Here is a 15,566-nt window from a genome sequence, read left to right as displayed (position 1 = left end):
GTCATGCCGCGTCCAGGCGCGGCCCGGCTCGCCCTGGCGATGCTTGCCATGTCGTTGCTGTTTGGGGCGAGGGCGGCGATGGCCGCCCCGAGCCCGCAGTTTCAGCTGACCGGTCTGTCCGATAGCCGCCTGATCACCAACGTCGGCCTGTCCGTCCCTCGAATCGGCTTCTCCTGCGAGGCCAGCACCGCCCATATCCGCCGTTACCTGGATGCGGCAAGCGAGGCGGCCGAAGAGGCGTTACAGGCCTACGGGTACTTCAACGCCCGCATTCGTCCGTCCATCCAGCGGCGAGCCGAATGCCGTGATCCGGCGCTGGATATCGATGCCGGCCCGGTCACCACGATCGAGTCGGTGAGCATCGATCTGCCCGAATCGATCCGCGAAATCGACTCGGTGAGCAAGTTCGTGAGCGAACGACGTCCGCAGGAGGGATCGCCCCTCGACCAGGCCGCTTATGACGCCCTTCGCGATGGCATCCTCTCTCGCGTGCAGAAACTGGGCTACCTCGATGCGCGTTTCACCCGGCGGGAACTCGTGGTCGATCCGGCCACGCAGTCGGCGCGCATCGCCCTGGCGCTCGAGGCGGGGTCGCGCTATCGCTTCGGTGAGGTAGTGATCGAGCAGTCCATTCTCGAGCCCGAACTCGCCCGCCGTCTGACGGGCGTTCCGCCCGGCGCGGCCTACACCAGCCGCGATCTGTTGGCGATGAACCGCAACCTGACCGGCACCGAGTACTTCGAGTCGGTATCGGTGCGCCCGAGGCTCGATCAGCGCGAGAACCTCGAGGTGCCGGTCGAGATCACCACCTACCGCAACCCGCGCACCTCCTACGAACTGCGCGCCGGCTATGCCACCGATGTCGGGCCGCGCGTGGGCGCCGGCATCAAGCGGCGCTACGTCAACAAGCGGGGTCACCAGTGGTCGGCCCGCACCGAACTCTCGGCGATCGAGCAGCGCCTGGAGACCAGTTACACCATTCCGCGGGCCGCCGATCCGCTGCGCGAACGTTATGACATCTACGCCCGGGTCACCCGCGAGGACAACAACGACATCGTGACCACCGCAGCGGCCAGTGGCGTGCAGTGGGTCCGCGAGGCCGACCGGTGGACGCGATCGCTGTTTACCGAGTACCTGCTCGATCGGACCCGCTACGGTGACGACCCACCCGAGTCCAACGGCTTTGCCATCGTCGGTGGCCGGTTGGGGTACCAGGGACTCGATGACCCACTGTTCCCCGCCGAGGGCGTCGTGTTTGACGTGTCGTTGCAGGGTGCGGCCGAGCCGGTCGCCTCGGCAGCCAGTTTCGTCCGTGGCCGGGCCTTCGCCGGTGGCTACCTGCCGGTGGGCAAGTGGATCTTTGCCGGGCGAGCCGAGGCGGGCGTGATCGTGACCGACCAGTTCGACAAGATGCCGCGCTCGCTGCGCTTTTTCACCGGTGGGGACCGTTCCGTGCGTGGTTACGAGTACGAGTCGCTTTCACCCCGCGACGAGGACGGCACGCTGATCGGCGGCAAGTACCTGCTCGCTGGCAGTCTCGAGGCCATGTTCCCGGTGGTCGGGGATGACTGGTATTTGGCCGCCTTTGTCGATAGCGGCAATGCCTACACCGATCCCGAGGCCGAGCTCAAGACCGGTGCCGGGGTGGGTGTACGTTGGCGCTCGCCGGTGGGTATCGTGCGCGTCGATATTGCCCAGCCTCTGGATGGCAGCGATGGCCTGCCGATGCTGCATCTCGGTTTGGGGGCGGCGTTTTGAGCACGGCGTCTGCCTTCCTGACATCGCTGGTCTGGGTGCGACGACTGGTGCTGATCGCCGGCTGGTCGGCCGTGCTGTTGGTAATCCTGGCGGCCGTTGCCAGTTGGTGGCTTACCGCCACCCCCGGCGGGGTGCAGTGGGCCCTGGCCCAGGCCGAGCGGCAGTTGCCGGCGCTGTCGATTGGCGAGTCCCGAGGCACCGTCTGGCGCGGGCTGGTGCTCGAGCAAGTCGAGTGGGCACCGGAGCAGGGGGCGAGCGCCACCATCGGTGAGGCCCGTTTGCAGATCGATCCGGCGGCCTTGTGGCGCAGGGGGCTGCGTATTCCGGAGCTTGCCGTGCGCGACGTCCGCATCGACCTGCCGCCGGCCGATCCATCGGCCCCAGCGGGAGAGCCATTCGATCCGACTGACCTTTCCCTGCCGCCGATATCGCTTGCGGTCGAGCGGCTGGTCGTCGATCGGCTGGTGGTCCTGCAGGGCGATCAGCGCTACGAGGTCCCACGCGGACGGCTGGCGGCCTTGCTGGACGCCCGCGTCGAGCGCCCGCGACTGGAAGTGGATCTCGACGAACTGGACCTGCGCCTGCCCGACGGCGTTCGGCTGGATGGCCGCGCGGCCGTGGCGCTGGAGCCGGCCGGGGACATGCCCTTGATCGGGCACGCCGACTTGCTGCTCGATCATCCGCAGGGCTGGTTGTCCGGCCAGGTCGAGTTTGATGGCGATGTCCTGGAAGAGATGGGATTGCACCCTCGGTTGGCTTGGATGGGGGCGGACGGCCTGCCGGCCGCGTTCTGTGGTCGACTGCGTCTTGATCAGGAAATGCTGACGATCGACCAGGTGGTTGCGGACGTGCTGGGTGGTCGAATGGAATTCTCCGGCACGGCAGGGTGGTCGCCGATCGGACGGGTCGAGCTGACCGGTCGGGGCGAGTCGCTGAATCCGGCCTGGGCATCGCCGGGCACCCCGGGGTCGCTCTCGTTCGATCTCGATACCGAACTTGCGGCAGCCGACGGCTGGTTGCCGGTCGAGGGATCGCTATCGGTGGGAAGCCTGTCAGGCGACTTGGCCGGCGAGTCGATCGAGGCCGTGGATATCGACCTGCTTCTCGACGACGCCCAGGCCGAGGCACGGGTGTCGGGGGAGGCCGGAGGTGGCGAGTTGCGTATGGATGGCCGGCTGGATGCCGAACGTCACCTGCGCGCCGATTGGCGGATCGACGCGCTGCCGCTCGCCGGCGGGACGGAGGGGACGTACCCGGTACACCTGGCCAGTCGCGGTCGGCTCGATGCCGAACTGCCGGATTGGAATCGACCCCTGACCGGCGCCGAGTGGCTGTCGACCGTTCGGGCACGTCTTGAGGACGGCCGGCTGGAACTGGTCGAACGTCGTGATGAAGACCAGCGCCGGGCAGTGACCTTGGAGATTGGCGCCGCGCTGGAAGAAGGACGGCTTGCGATCGAGCGGTTGAACCTCGCCGCGCCGGGCGCCGTGCTGGATGCCTCCGGGGCCGTGGATCTCGCTCCCGACTGGGCGCAATGGCGACTCGATGGCATGCAGGGCAAGCTCGCGGTCCCGGATCTGGCGGCATTGCCCTGGGATCTTGTCGAGCGGCTGCCTGGCGTCGATCTGGCGCCCTTGCAGCCCGAAACGGCCCGTGGCGCCATACACGTCGAGCTGGCTGCCTCAGGGCCGATCCTCGCTCCGGAAGGACAGCTCGACGCGCGTATCGATGGATTGCGACTGGCGGGCTATTCCCTCGACCGGGCGCGAACGACGGCGGTGATCGACCCGTCCGACGGGCAGACGCCGTTGGCAGAGCGGCGCATGCAGATATCGCTGGATGCCGGTGTGCTTGCACCGGACACGGGCGCGGCGCTGTTCGATCGATTGGCATTCGCGGCGGAGGGGAGTCCGTCCGAGCATCGCGCCACGCTGGAGGTCGACGGTCCGGTCGAGTTGCGACTGGGCGCGCGGGGTGGTTGGCAGCAAGCCGCAGAACAAGAGGCGGCACAAGGCATGGGGTGGCAGGGGCAGTTGACCCGGCTGGACCTGGGGCTGCCCGCCGGGCACCCCTGGCGGCTGCGTGCGCCGGCCGATCTGTGGGTCGGGCCTGCATCGCAGCGACTCGGGTCGTTGTGCCTGCAGCCTGCCGTGACGGGCCTTGCCACCGAGGATGCCGGCGCGCTGTGCCTGTCTGGCGAGCGTGCCGGGGAGGTGCTCTCGGCGCAATTGGCTGGGGATCTGGCGCTGGAGGCATTGTGGCAACAGTGGCCCGCGCACGAGGGGGCTGCGGTCCAGTGGCCGGGGCGGCTGTCGGTCGATGCCGAGGCACGTGTCGAGGGCGAGGGACGGTCGGCGAGTGTGGACTTGCGCCTGCCGCCCAGTGAGATTCGGTTTACCGGTCGCGACGACCTCGAGACCGACGCGGATCGCGAAGTGATTACCTATCCCGAGACCCGCATGACGGCCTCCCTGGCTGACGAACGGGTCGAGGCGTCCCTGCAGGGCGGGCTCGAGGATTGGCTGGTATTCGACGGGCAGGGCGAGGCCGGCCTGGGGCATGGGGCGCTCGATGGGGCGCTCTCGCTTCAGGAGGCCGATCTGGCCCGCTTGTTCGATCTGGTCGATCGCTTGTTCGGCCCGCTCGACGTGCCGATCAGCGATCTTGCCGGGGCATTGAGTGGTCGGTTGGCGGTCTCGGGTCGGCTTGATGCTCCCCGGCTGTCGGGGCGTTTGCTGGGCGAGGACCTGGCATTCGCCTCGCTGCCCACCGGCACGGATTACCGTGACGGGAGTCTGGAACTGTCGGTCGAGCCCGACGGGGCGCTGCGCCTGACGGGCGATTTGCTGGGCGAGGCCGAGACCCCGCCGCGGCCGGTGTTCTCGGCACGCCGTGTCGACGAGGTCGAATCGCCGCCCAGCCGGGGGCGAATCCGGTTGGAGGGTGATGGCCACCTCACGGCCTTCGACGACTGGCGACTGGAGGCCGAACTGGACGGCGAAGCCTTGCCAATACTGCGTCTGCCGACGCTGGCGGTGGATGCCCGCCCGGCGATCTCGATCGGCCTGGCGCCGGATGGCGGTCAGCTGGGCGGGGCGATTCACGTGCCCTTGGCGATCGCCAACCTTGGCGAGTTGCCCGAAAATGCCCGTGGCAACTCTGAGGACCTGGTGATTGTCGGCGAGGAGGCCGAGGAGCAGGGAGCGGCCTACCCATTGACCGGTGACATCGAGGTGATTCTCGGTGACGAGGTCAGTCTGCGTGGTGAGGGCTTCGCCACGCGCCTGACGGGCGGGCTGGAGATGCGGGTGCGCCCGGGTGAAACACCCGGTGCGTTCGGCGAGATTCGCTTGAAAGACGGGCGTTACGAGACCTACGGCCAGACGTTGGCGGTGGAACGTGGCCGGCTGATCTTCACCGGGCCACTCACCGCGCCGGGTCTGGACGTGGTCGCCACCCGGGAGATCAACGACGATGCCGGTACGGTGGTGGGCCTGTCGATTGCCGGCGAGTTGGAATCGCCCGAGACCGAGGTATTCTCGCGGCCGCCGACATCGCCCAGCGATGCCCTGTCGCTGCTGCTCACCGGGCGGCGGCTGTCGGCCGGCAGTGACGCCGATGCCTCCCTGCTGCTTAACGCCATCGCGGGGTTGGGTATTCGCCAGGGCGATGACCTCGCCCAGCAGGTCAACAGCGTGTTCGGTTTCGATGAGATCGGCCTGACCTCCGATGACGGGGTGGGCGGCACGCAGTTGAGCGTGGGCAAGCGCATCGGGGAGAATTTGCTGGTCCGCTATGCCGTGGGTGTTTTCGATGGAGTCGGTGAGGTGATCACGCGTTATCGCATCAACAAGTTCCTGCACCTGGAGTTGTCCAGTGGTGCCGAGGCGCAGTCGGGCGACTTGATCTATCAGATTGACCGCGGGCGGCCGGAGGACTAATGGGCACCTCGAAAAACCTGTTGCGCCACCCGATTGCTGCGTCGCGTGCTCGCTCGCTCCTCGCCTATCCAACTGATATGTCTCGTCGTTCGCTGCGCGGCGCTTTCCACTCGCGCGGCTCACGACGGATTTTCGAGGTGCATTGATGGGTGTCGGTCTGCTGATCGGTCTGGGCCTGATGGCCGCGTTGTCCTACCTGCCCGGCTGGTGGGTGGGGCAGGTCATGCGCCGTCATAGCCAGCCGGCCGATCGATTCGATTTCAGCGGCTCCGATCTGGCCCGCTACCTGCTCGACCGGCACCACCTCGAATACGTCAAGGTCGAGCAGACCAAATCGGGGGATCACTACGACCCCGCCGACCGGACGGTGCGCTTGTCGCCGGCCCACTTCTCGGGACGCTCGTTGACGGCGATCACGGTCGCGGCCCACGAGGTGGGGCACGCCTTGCAGGATGCCGAACAATACCCGCCGTTCCTGCGCCGTCAGGAGGTGGTCGAGCGTACCCAGTGGGCGCAGCGGATCGCCGGCTGGATCCTGGTGGCCATCCCGGTGGTCTCGGTGATCCAGAAGGGGCCGCTCGCCGGGCTGGTGATGTTTGCCGCCGGGGTGATGACCATGGCCGTGCCGGTGTTCGCCCATCTGGCCACGCTGCCCACCGAGCTGGATGCGAGCTTCAACCGTGCCCTGCCGATGCTCAAGGAGGCGGGGTTGCTGAAACGCGCCGATCGTCGCCCGGCGCGCCGCATCCTGCGCGCGGCGGCCTTCACCTACGTGGCCCAGGCGCTTTCGTCGTTGATCAACGTCTTCAAGTGGTTGCGCGGCATGCGTCGTTGATGCCCGGTTTGCTTTGCGTCCGAACGGAGGCGGGTCTCGTATACAATGCCCGCCATCACGCCGGCATCCGGCACGAAATCCAGAGTAAAAGCAGGAAACGCGTCATGCAGAGCCAATACCTCGAAACCGCGCTGGCCGCCGCCCGCGCCGCCGAAACCGTCGTCCGTCGCTACTGGCAGCAGAACGTCGAGATCGAGATCAAGGAAGACGCCACGCCGGTCACGGTCGCCGACGTGGAAACCGAGAAGGCGATCAAGGCGGTGATCCTGGACGCCTTTCCGGACCACGGTTTTTATGGCGAGGAGACCGGCAAGACTCGCCCCGAGGCGGAGTTCACCTGGCTGGTCGACCCGATCGACGGTACCAAGAGCTTCGTGCGCGAGTACCCGTTCTTCTCCACGCAGATCGCGCTGATGCAGGGCGACGAGATCATCCTGGGTGTCTCCAGCGCGCCGGTGTTCGGTGAGTACGCCTACGCCGAGAAGGGTGGCGGGGCGTTCTTCAAGGATCGCGCCGCGCGGGTTAGTCAGATCGACACGCTTGCCGATGCGACGTTGTCGGTGGGCAACCTGTCGACGCTGGCCAAGCAGCCGGTCGGCTGGGCGGGCCTGGCGACGCTGGTCGCCGAGGTCAACCGCACCCGCGGCTATGGTGATTTCTACCACTATCACCTGCTGGCGCGCGGCGCGATCGACCTGATCGTCGAGTCGGACGTCAACGTGCTTGATATCGCCGCGCTGTCGATCATCGTTCAGGAAGCTGGTGGCGTGTTCACCGACCTGGAAGGCAAGGGCGTCGGTCTGGACACCACGACGGTCTGTGCCGCGGCCACACCGGAGCTGCACCAGATCGCGCGCAAGCGGCTGGGATACTGAGCGCCGACGACTGAGGCTTTCCTTTGGGCTGGATTTCAGCCCAGCGCCGGTCGTCACGCCGGCTTCCCGGCGGGGCGAGGTGAACGGACTGGGCCGTCGGCCTGAGGCGTGGCTGACAGGCTGGCAGCAATCGGACGTCGTGTGCGGGCGTCAGGTAGGCAGGTCGATCCAGCCGAACAGGACGGCCGCGGCCAGTAGCCAGACATAGAACGAAAAGATCTTCAGCTGGGCGCGGTAGAGGAAGTAGACCACCAGCTTCAGGGAGACGATGCCGACCAGCGCCGAGACCACGAAGCCGACCGTCATGGCCATCAGGCTAATGCCATTGAGGCCGAGGTTGCCCCAGACATCGAGGCTCTGCACCAGGGTGGCGGCCAGGATGGTGGGGATGGCCAGGAAGAAGCTGTATTCGGCGGCCCAGCGGCGCTTGAGGCCGGTGAACAACGAGAACACGATGGTCATGGCGCTGCGCGACAGTCCCGGGACCAGCGCAAAGCCCTGGGCCACGCCGATGACGGTGGCCACCTTGGCATTAATGCCCTTGAGGCCGCGCCGGCGCGGCCCCAGCTTGTCGGTCCACCACAGCAGGATGCCGGTCAGGGTGAGCGTGAAGGCGATCATCACCGGCGTGGCGAACACCTGCTCGAAGGTGGTCTTGAGCCCGAAACCGATCACCGCGGTGGCCAGCACCGACAGCATCCCCAGCAGGAACAAGCGCACGTAGAGGGGCATGCCTTCGTGTCGACCCTCGGCCGAGGCCCAGTGAAGGGCGCCGGTCGCCGCGTTGTGCGAAAAGCGCCACAGGCTGGGCCAGAACACCACCACGATCGAGACCAGCGTGCCGACATGCACCACCAGGTCGAACAGGATCATCTCGGGGCTGTCCGGCGGCGGCAGGTCATGGCCTTTTTCGATCAGCCAGTGCTGGGTCAGCACCAGGTGGGCTGTCGAACTGACGGGCAGGAACATGAAGATGCCCTGAATGACGCCGAGCAGGGCGGCGATGAGCAGTGTCACGTGGCTATCCTGATGTTGGGAAAGCGGTGTTTTTACTGCACGGGGCTGGGGGCGTCAAATGCCGGATGTGTCTTGGGCGCGCGGAGCATGAGTGCGGCCCGCCTGCCGGCGACAACCGGTGGGCAGGGCGGCCAGTGTCGTTGTCGGCCGAGGCTCAAGTTGGATTGGGCGGGATGCCAACCGTGTGGCGTTCGGGAAAACGTTATCTGCGGCGGTCCTCAGCCGCTGTGCAAGGGGTCGATGCCCGCCTCGCGCAGCAGGCGCGCGGTGGCGATCATCGGCATGCCGAGTATCGCGCTGGGGTCGCGGCTCTCCATGCGCTCAACCAGGCAGATGCCCAGGCCTTCCGAGCGCATGCTGCCGGCGCAGTCGAAGGGCTGCTCGATCTCGACATACCGGGCAATCTCTCCGTGAGTCAGTTCCCGCATGCGGGCCTCGACGGTTTCGTGCCAGTCGAGCCGCCGTCCGTCCGGGCAGGCGACGCTGATCGCCACGTGGAAGGCGATGGCTTCGCCGGCGATCTCGGCGAGCTGGCGGCAGGCGGTCTCGGCATCGCCGGGCTTGCCCAGCAGACCGCCACGCCAAGACAGCATCTGGTCTGAACCTAGTACTACGGCATCGGGGTGGCGACCGGCTACCCGATCGGCCTTTGTCCGCGCCAGTCGTCGGCAAGCCTGCTCGGCGGGTTCGTTGGCCGCCAGCGTCTCGTCGATGTCGGCGGGGTCGACGGTGTAGGGGATCTGCAGTCGGTCGAGCAAGTGGCGGCGGGTTGCCGAGCCGGAGGCGAGAATCAGGTCTGGTTTGGGGAGCGGCATTGTGTTTGGCGAAAGTGTGAGAAGCCGGTAAACTTAGCGGATTAAGATTCCCGCTTGCAAGGCCGTTGGCGCCGTGGGGCGTTCCGGTCCACTGGCGCAGGATGGTGCCGATGTCGACTGACGACAGCAAGACCGATGCCAAGCCGTTGGACGTGAGGCAGTTGAGCGTGCCGCTGGACGTGCGCGCCGCGTGCCGGGCGGGTGAGGAGTGGGCCGGCGAGTTGCCGCTTTCGGCATTGACTCGATGCCGTGACATAGCCCCCGAGGACGGTCGGCTATCGTATCGGATACGTTTCTTCGAGGGCCAGGGGGTGCATCCGCTGGCCGCCGAGATAGCTATCGAGGCGTCGTTGGCGCTGGAATGCGCCCGCTGCCGCGAGACGGTGGTGCAGCCGGTCGCCTCCTCTTCCCGGTTGAGCTTCGTGTTCAGCGAGGAGCAGGCCGAACACGTCGAGACGCAAGCCGAGCCGGTCATTCTCGGGCGCGAGGGGCGGGTCAAGCTGCTCGATCTCATCGAGGACGAGCTGCTGATGGCCGTGCCCCTGATGCCGGTGCATGACACACCCTGCGGGCCGATCCCGCCCGATCGGCCTTACGAGTCGGGTCAGCTGGCCGAGCCGGTCGACGAGGACGACGACAACCCCTTCGCGGCCCTGGCCGCGTTGAAGAAGGGGCCGGGGAAAGAGTGATCCCCGGGCAAAAGAAATTCGTGTCGTGGCGGTAACGCCACGACGGAAAGGGAAAACGTGAAAGTTAGCAGGCGCGCCCCGGCGCGTCTTGATCATTTTGGAGGTAGAAAACCATGGCCGTACAGCAGAACAAGGTCAGCCGCGCCAAGCGCGACTCCCGCCGCGCCCACGACAGCCTGAAGAGCACCCAGCTGTCCATCGATCCGACCAGCGGCGAGACCCATCGTCGTCACCACGTCACTCCGGACGGTTTCTACCGTGGCCGTCGCGTGGTCACCAAGTCGGGCGACAACGCCTGATTTCCTTCGCCGAATGCCTGCGTGCCGCCCGCTTGTCGGGCGGCACGGCCTGTCCGCGCCGACTTGTCGGTGATTCGGGCAGCGTCGTCACGCGCGGGCTTCCCGCGGCCAAGGGGCATCGATGACTAACCAGATCGCAATTGACGTGATGGGTGGCGATCACGGACCGGAAGTCACGGTCCGTGCCGCTGCCCGTTTTCTGTCGCGCCATCCGTCGGACGGGCTGTTGCTGGTCGGCGACCAGGCCACGATCGAGCGATACCTGGCCGACGAGACCGGTGTCGACCGTGACCGGATCGAAATCGTCCACGCCGACCAGGTGGTCGCGATGGACGAGTCGCCGGCAATCGCCCTGCGCACCAAGAAGTCGTCGTCGATGCGGCTGGCGATCGATCTGGTCAAGGATGGTCGAGCGCAGGCCGCGGTCAGCGCGGGCAATACCGGTGCGTTGATGGCCACGGCCAAGTTCGTGCTCAAGACCCTGCCGGGTATCGAGCGCCCGGCGATCTGCACCGCGCTGCCGAACGAGTCCGGGCACACTCATGTGCTCGATCTCGGAGCCAATGTCGATTGCGACGCCGAGCACCTTTTCCAGTTTGCGGTCATGGGCTCCGTGCTGGTCGAGGCCTTTGACGACAACCCCTCGCCGCGCGTCGGCCTGCTCAATGTCGGTGCCGAAGCGATGAAGGGCAACGATACCGTCAAGAGCGCCGCCGAACGGCTCCAGGCGGGACCGGTGAATTACATCGGTTTCGTCGAGGGCGATGACATCTACAAAGGTGGCGTCGACGTGGTGGTCTGCGACGGTTTCGTCGGTAACGTCGCGCTCAAGAGCAGCGAGGGCGTGGCGAAGATGATCAGCCACTTCCTGCGCCAGGAGTTCAAGCGCGGCATCTTCTCTCGCCTGGCCGCCCTGATGGCGATGCCGGTGCTTGCGCGCCTGAAAAAACGCGTCGACCCCGGCCGCTACAACGGCGCCAGCCTGCTCGGCCTGCAGGGCATCGTCATCAAGAGCCACGGCGGTGCCAGTGTCGAGGCCTTCGGCAACGCGCTCGACGTCGCCCTGCGCGAGATCGAGAAGGACGTGCCGCGCCGTATCGACCAGCGGCTGGAGACACTGCTTCAGGAGCGCTCTGACGGATGATCCATTCGCGCATCACCGGGACCGGCAGCTACCTCCCCGAGCGGGTCATGACCAATCATGACCTCGAGCAGATCGTCGATACCTCCGATGCCTGGATTCGCGAACGGACCGGCATCGAGCAGCGTCACATCGCCGCTGAAGGCCAGCTGACCTCCGATCTGGCCGAGCCAGCCGCGCGACGCGCACTCGAGGCCGCCGGCCGCGTGCCCGAGGAAGTCGACTTGATCATCGTGGCGACCACCACGCCCGATCGCACCTTCCCCTCCACCGCCTGCCTGTTGCAGCAGAAGCTCGGCATCCACGGCCCGCCGGCGTTCGATGTCCAGGCGGTCTGCACCGGTTTCGTCTACGCGCTGTCGGTGGCCGACAAGTTCATCAAGACCGGTGCGGCCCGCTGCGCCCTGGTTGTCGGCGCAGAGACGCTCTCGCGCATCGTAAATTGGTCGGACCGCAACACCTGCGTGCTGTTCGCCGACGGCGCCGGCGCGGTGGTGCTGGAGGCCTCGGACGAGCCGGGCATCATCCGCACCGATATCCACGCCGATGGCAGTTACGAGTCGCTGCTGACCACCACCAAGCCAGACCCCGAAACCACCGACCCGGAGCGGCTCGCCGACGGCACCGCCTTCATCGAGATGCGTGGCAACGAGGTCTTCCGCATGGCGGTGAATACCCTTGGGCGCATCGTCGACCAGACCATGGAAGCCGCCGGCATGAGCCCGGACGAGATCGACTGGCTCGTCCCGCACCAGGCAAACATCCGTATCATCCAGGCCACGGCTCGCAAGCTGGGCATGTCGATGGACCGGGTGGTGGTGACCGTCGATCGGCACGGCAACACCTCGGCGGCCTCGGTGCCGTTGGCACTGGATGTGGCGGTGCGCGACGGGCGCATCAAGCGCGGCGATGTCATCCTTACCGAGGCCTTTGGTGGCGGGTTTACCTGGGGCTCGGCGCTGCTGCGCTACTGATCCGCTTTCGACCTTCCGGAGACGCGAATGGCCAAGGAAATCGAACGCAAGTTCCTGCTGGCCAGCGAGGCCTGGCGCAACGAGATCGAGCGTTCCGAGCGCATGGTGCAGGGCTATCTCAACGACCAGGGGCCGGTGTCGGTACGTGCCCGCATTGCCGGCAGCCGTGCCTGGTTGAACATCAAGAGCCGGACCCTCGGGATTTCGCGTGACGAATTCGAGTATGAGATCCCCCTGGCGGATGCCGAACGGATGCTCGATCACCTGACCTCGGGGCCCGTGATCGACAAGACCCGGCATTTCGTGCCGCGAGACGATCTGTTGTGGGAAATCGACGAGTTCCACGGCGAGAACGACGGTCTGGTCGTCGCCGAGGTGGAGCTTCAACACGTCGATCAGCCCTTCCCTCACCCGGCGTGGCTGGGCGAAGAGGTGTCACATGACGCCAGGTACTACAACGTCTCGCTGGTTAAAAATCCCTACAGTCAGTGGTAAATTGCCGGCTGATTGATGCTACTTCCGGGTGGCGCGTGACGGGACACTCGGTCCGGTTGGAGGAAGATTGCCGGGCTGGACAGGACGCACGGTGAGGGATCGATACGGGCGTGTCCGCACCAAGACGAAGGGTTGCCGATGATTCGGGTCATGATTGTTGATGATCACACGATGGTGCGCGCTGCGATCAGTCACCTGATCGGCGGGGTGCGTGACATCGAGGTGGTTGCCGAGGCCGACAGCGGCGAGCGCGCGCTGGACAAGCTGCGTTCGGAGGCGATCGACGCGATTCTCTGCGACATCCACATGCCCGGGATGGGCGGCTACGAGTGCCTCAAGCGCGCTCACCAGGCCCACCCGCGCCTCGGTCTGGTCGCCTTGACCGCCGAGGCCGACGTCACGCTGGCGCGCCAGGTACTCGACTGCGGCGTGCACGCCTACGTCACCAAAGATGCCGATCCTGACGAGTTGATCAGCGCCATCCGCAAGGCCGCCGAGGGGAAACGTTACGTCTCCAGCCGCATCGCCCAGGAGATCGCCCTTCAGAACGGTCGCGCCGAGGAAGACCCCTTCGAGGTGCTGTCCGGGCGCGAGCAACAGGTGCTGCGCATGATCCTCGATGGAAAGAACAACTCCCTGATCGCCGAGGCGCTCTGCGTCAGTCCCAAGACGATCAGTACCTACCGCGCCCGCATCCACGAGAAGCTCGGGGTCAGCACCGACATCGACCTGCTGCGACTGGCGGTCAAGGCCGGCCGCACCGTCCTTTCGGCCTGATCTTTCCCCGCTCCCATGACCGACCGGTTTGATGCCAAGGCCTTCCTGGCCTCAGTAACCGAGCGCCCCGGCGTCTACCGTTTCCTCAATGCCGACGGCGACATCCTCTACGTCGGCAAGGCGCGCAACCTCAAGAACCGCCTCTCCAGCTATTTCCGCGGCACACCGGCGGCGATCAAGACCCGCCGACTGGTCGAGCAGGTGCATGAGGTGGAAATCACCACCACCCAGACCGAGGCCGAGGCGCTGCTCCTGGAGAGTAACCTGATCAAGGCCCATCGGCCACGCTATAACGTCCTGCTACGCGACGACAAGAGCTACCCCTGGATCTACGTCTCCACCAACGACCGCTTCCCGCGGCTGGCGTACCATCGCGGGTCGCGCAAGCGCCCGGGGCGTTACTTCGGGCCCTATCCCTCGGCCGGGGCGGTGCGTGAGACGCTCAACCTGCTCGAGAAGGTGTTCAAGGTCCGCCAGTGCGAGGACAGCGTGTTCAAGAATCGGTCACGCCCCTGCTTGCAGTACCAGATCGAGCGCTGCAAAGCGCCTTGCGTGGACTATGTCGATGAGGCGGAATACCGCCAGGACGTCGAGGACACCATGGCGTTCCTCTCCGGGCGCAGCCAGAAGCTGACCGATGACCTGGTGGCCCGCATGGAGCGTGCCGCCGAGGCGCTGGATTTCGAGGCTGCCGCCGCCCTGCGCGACCAGATCGGCATGCTGCGCGCGGTCAGCCAGCAACAGGGCATCACCGGCATGTCGGGGGATGCGGACGTGATCGCGCAGATCAGCGAGCAGGGCGCCACCGCCGTGGGTGTGGCCACCATCCGCGATGGCCGGCACCTGGGTACCCGTCATTTTTTCCCGGACGTGCCGGCCGACGCCGATCCGGGCGAGGTGATCAGCGGCTTTCTGGGGCTCTATTACAGCGACCGCGACCTGCCACGGCGCATCCTCTGCGACCACCTGCCGGAGGACGCCGAATGGCTGGCCCGGGTGTTTGCCGAGCAGGCCGGCCATCGCGTCGAGTTGCTGGTGCCGCGACGCGGCAAGGCGAAGGCCTGGCTGGAGGATACCCGCGAGAACGCACGCATCGCGCTGGCCGAGCGGCTGGTCAGTCGGCGCGGCCTGACGCGCCGGTTCGAGGCGCTGGGCGAATGGTTGGCCATGGACGGGATCGAGCGCATCGAGTGCTTCGATATCTCCCACACCCAAGGCGAGTTGACGGTGGCATCCTGCGTGGTGTTCGGCCCGGAGGGGCCGCGCAAGGACCAGTATCGCCGCTATCACATCGAGGGTGTCGCGCCCGGGGATGACTACGCCGCCATGCATCAGGCACTGACGCGTCGTTTCGATCGCGCGGTGCGCGAATCCGGCGTGCTGCCGGACGTGCTGCTGATCGATGGCGGCAAGGGGCAACTCGCCCAGGCCATCGACGTGCTCGCCGAGCGCGATCTCGCCAATCGTGTCCGGGTCATCGGCGTCGCCAAGGGGCCGGAGCGGCGACCCGGCGAGGAAAGCCTGATCCAGCCACTGGCGGGCTCGCCGGGGCTGTACGTCGAGGACCATCTGAGTCCGCACGACCCGGCCCTGCACCTGATCCAGCAGGTGCGCGACGAGGCCCATCGCTTTGCGATCACGGGCCATCGTGCGCGGCGGCAGAAGGCGCGTACGCAGTCGGATCTCGAGCGCATTCCCGGTGTCGGTGGCAAGCGGCGCCAGGCGCTCCTGAAGCATTTCGGCGGTATCCGTGGGCTCAAGGGGGCGAGCGTCGCCGAACTGGCCAAGGTGCCCGGCGTCTCGCCAACGCTTGCCACTCGTATCCACGAATGGTTCCACGAGGGCGGGGCGAGCTGATTTGCCCGACCCCGATCGGGCGGCGTCGATTCCCCTCGCGCGCGTTCGTCCGCGTTTTCCTTTGCTAGGCTTGCTGCCGTTACCGACCCATGC

13 protein-coding genes are annotated in these 15,566 nt (G+C 66.5%); 11 read left to right on the top strand and 2 right to left on the bottom strand.

Annotated elements, in window-relative coordinates:
- The first annotated feature begins 3 nt into the window (after positions 1 to 3).
- From VWP12_RS00430 to VWP12_RS00415, 4 genes are all read left to right on the top strand, one after another.
- Positions 4 to 1,758 (top strand): autotransporter assembly complex protein TamA, encoded by a 1,755-nt coding sequence (locus VWP12_RS00430; protein ID WP_410474161.1) that lies wholly within the window; start codon positions 4 to 6, stop codon positions 1,756 to 1,758.
- Positions 1,755 to 5,699, top strand: a complete 3,945-nt coding sequence (locus VWP12_RS00425) for a translocation/assembly module TamB domain-containing protein (RefSeq protein WP_410474160.1) — start codon at positions 1,755 to 1,757, stop codon at positions 5,697 to 5,699. The genes VWP12_RS00430 and VWP12_RS00425 overlap by 4 nt, the downstream gene beginning before the upstream one ends.
- Before the next feature lie 145 nt (positions 5,700 to 5,844).
- Positions 5,845 to 6,534, top strand: coding sequence for a zinc metallopeptidase (locus tag VWP12_RS00420; protein WP_410474159.1), 690 nt, complete (start codon positions 5,845 to 5,847; stop codon positions 6,532 to 6,534).
- A 104-nt stretch (positions 6,535 to 6,638) separates the two neighbouring features.
- The gene (locus VWP12_RS00415; protein WP_410474158.1) at positions 6,639 to 7,409 is read left to right on the top strand and encodes an inositol monophosphatase family protein; all 771 of its coding nucleotides are present in this window, start codon (positions 6,639 to 6,641) and stop codon (positions 7,407 to 7,409) included.
- Between the two features lie 150 nt (positions 7,410 to 7,559).
- On the opposite strand, the gene VWP12_RS00410 is transcribed toward VWP12_RS00415, so the two are convergent.
- Complete coding sequence (locus VWP12_RS00410) at positions 7,560 to 8,426, bottom strand: undecaprenyl-diphosphate phosphatase (protein WP_410474157.1); 867 nt, start codon at positions 8,424 to 8,426, stop codon at positions 7,560 to 7,562.
- 218 nt (positions 8,427 to 8,644) lie between these two features.
- Positions 8,645 to 9,241 carry a Maf family protein gene (locus tag VWP12_RS00405; RefSeq protein WP_410474156.1) on the bottom strand — a complete coding sequence of 199 codons (597 nt, stop codon included), beginning with the start codon at positions 9,239 to 9,241 and terminating at the stop codon, positions 8,645 to 8,647.
- A 110-nt stretch (positions 9,242 to 9,351) separates the two neighbouring features.
- Between VWP12_RS00405 and VWP12_RS00400 the strand changes: the two genes are divergently transcribed.
- From VWP12_RS00400 to uvrC, 7 genes are all read left to right on the top strand, one after another.
- Positions 9,352 to 9,930, top strand: coding sequence for a YceD family protein (locus VWP12_RS00400; protein WP_410474155.1), 579 nt, complete (start codon positions 9,352 to 9,354; stop codon positions 9,928 to 9,930).
- Positions 9,931 to 10,043: 113 nt separating this feature from the next.
- Positions 10,044 to 10,229 (top strand): 50S ribosomal protein L32, encoded by a 186-nt coding sequence (rpmF, locus tag VWP12_RS00395; RefSeq protein ID WP_125197768.1) that lies wholly within the window; start codon positions 10,044 to 10,046, stop codon positions 10,227 to 10,229.
- 121 nt (positions 10,230 to 10,350) lie between these two features.
- On the top strand, positions 10,351 to 11,373 hold the full coding sequence (plsX, locus tag VWP12_RS00390; protein ID WP_410474154.1) for a phosphate acyltransferase PlsX: 1,023 nt from the start codon (positions 10,351 to 10,353) through the stop codon (positions 11,371 to 11,373).
- Positions 11,370 to 12,344 carry a beta-ketoacyl-ACP synthase III gene (locus VWP12_RS00385; RefSeq protein ID WP_125197770.1) on the top strand — a complete coding sequence of 325 codons (975 nt, stop codon included), beginning with the start codon at positions 11,370 to 11,372 and terminating at the stop codon, positions 12,342 to 12,344. The genes plsX and VWP12_RS00385 overlap by 4 nt, the downstream gene beginning before the upstream one ends.
- 27 nt (positions 12,345 to 12,371) lie before the next feature.
- A complete protein-coding gene (locus VWP12_RS00380) occupies positions 12,372 to 12,839 on the top strand; it encodes a CYTH domain-containing protein (RefSeq protein WP_410474153.1) in 468 nt (155 codons plus the stop codon).
- Between the two features lie 150 nt (positions 12,840 to 12,989).
- Entirely contained in the window at positions 12,990 to 13,616 is a 627-nt protein-coding gene (locus VWP12_RS00375; RefSeq protein WP_410474152.1) for a response regulator, read from the top strand.
- A 15-nt stretch (positions 13,617 to 13,631) separates the two neighbouring features.
- Complete coding sequence (gene uvrC, locus VWP12_RS00370; protein WP_410474151.1) at positions 13,632 to 15,473, top strand: excinuclease ABC subunit UvrC; 1,842 nt, start codon at positions 13,632 to 13,634, stop codon at positions 15,471 to 15,473.
- The last annotated feature ends 93 nt before the right edge of the window (positions 15,474 to 15,566 follow it).

The sequence above is a fragment of the Guyparkeria sp. TX1 genome, assembly GCF_046523965.1.
In the GTDB taxonomy this organism is placed as follows: domain Bacteria; phylum Pseudomonadota; class Gammaproteobacteria; order Halothiobacillales; family Halothiobacillaceae; genus Guyparkeria.
The sequence above is the reverse complement of the archived record's forward strand: the minus strand, read 5'-3'. Positions and strand labels throughout refer to the sequence as shown.

Coding starts and splice junctions, on each gene's coding strand:
- VWP12_RS00430 (WP_410474161.1), top strand. CDS start 4: ATGCCGCGTCCAGGCGCGGCCCGGCTCGCCCTGGCGATGCTTGCCATG.
- VWP12_RS00420 (WP_410474159.1), top strand. CDS start 5,845: ATGGGTGTCGGTCTGCTGATCGGTCTGGGCCTGATGGCCGCGTTGTCC.
- VWP12_RS00415 (WP_410474158.1), top strand. CDS start 6,639: ATGCAGAGCCAATACCTCGAAACCGCGCTGGCCGCCGCCCGCGCCGCC.
- VWP12_RS00405 (WP_410474156.1), bottom strand. CDS start 9,241: ATGCCGCTCCCCAAACCAGACCTGATTCTCGCCTCCGGCTCGGCAACC.
- VWP12_RS00400 (WP_410474155.1), top strand. CDS start 9,352: ATGTCGACTGACGACAGCAAGACCGATGCCAAGCCGTTGGACGTGAGG.
- rpmF (WP_125197768.1), top strand. CDS start 10,044: ATGGCCGTACAGCAGAACAAGGTCAGCCGCGCCAAGCGCGACTCCCGC.
- plsX (WP_410474154.1), top strand. CDS start 10,351: ATGACTAACCAGATCGCAATTGACGTGATGGGTGGCGATCACGGACCG.
- VWP12_RS00385 (WP_125197770.1), top strand. CDS start 11,370: ATGATCCATTCGCGCATCACCGGGACCGGCAGCTACCTCCCCGAGCGG.
- VWP12_RS00380 (WP_410474153.1), top strand. CDS start 12,372: ATGGCCAAGGAAATCGAACGCAAGTTCCTGCTGGCCAGCGAGGCCTGG.
- VWP12_RS00375 (WP_410474152.1), top strand. CDS start 12,990: ATGATTGTTGATGATCACACGATGGTGCGCGCTGCGATCAGTCACCTG.
- uvrC (WP_410474151.1), top strand. CDS start 13,632: ATGACCGACCGGTTTGATGCCAAGGCCTTCCTGGCCTCAGTAACCGAG.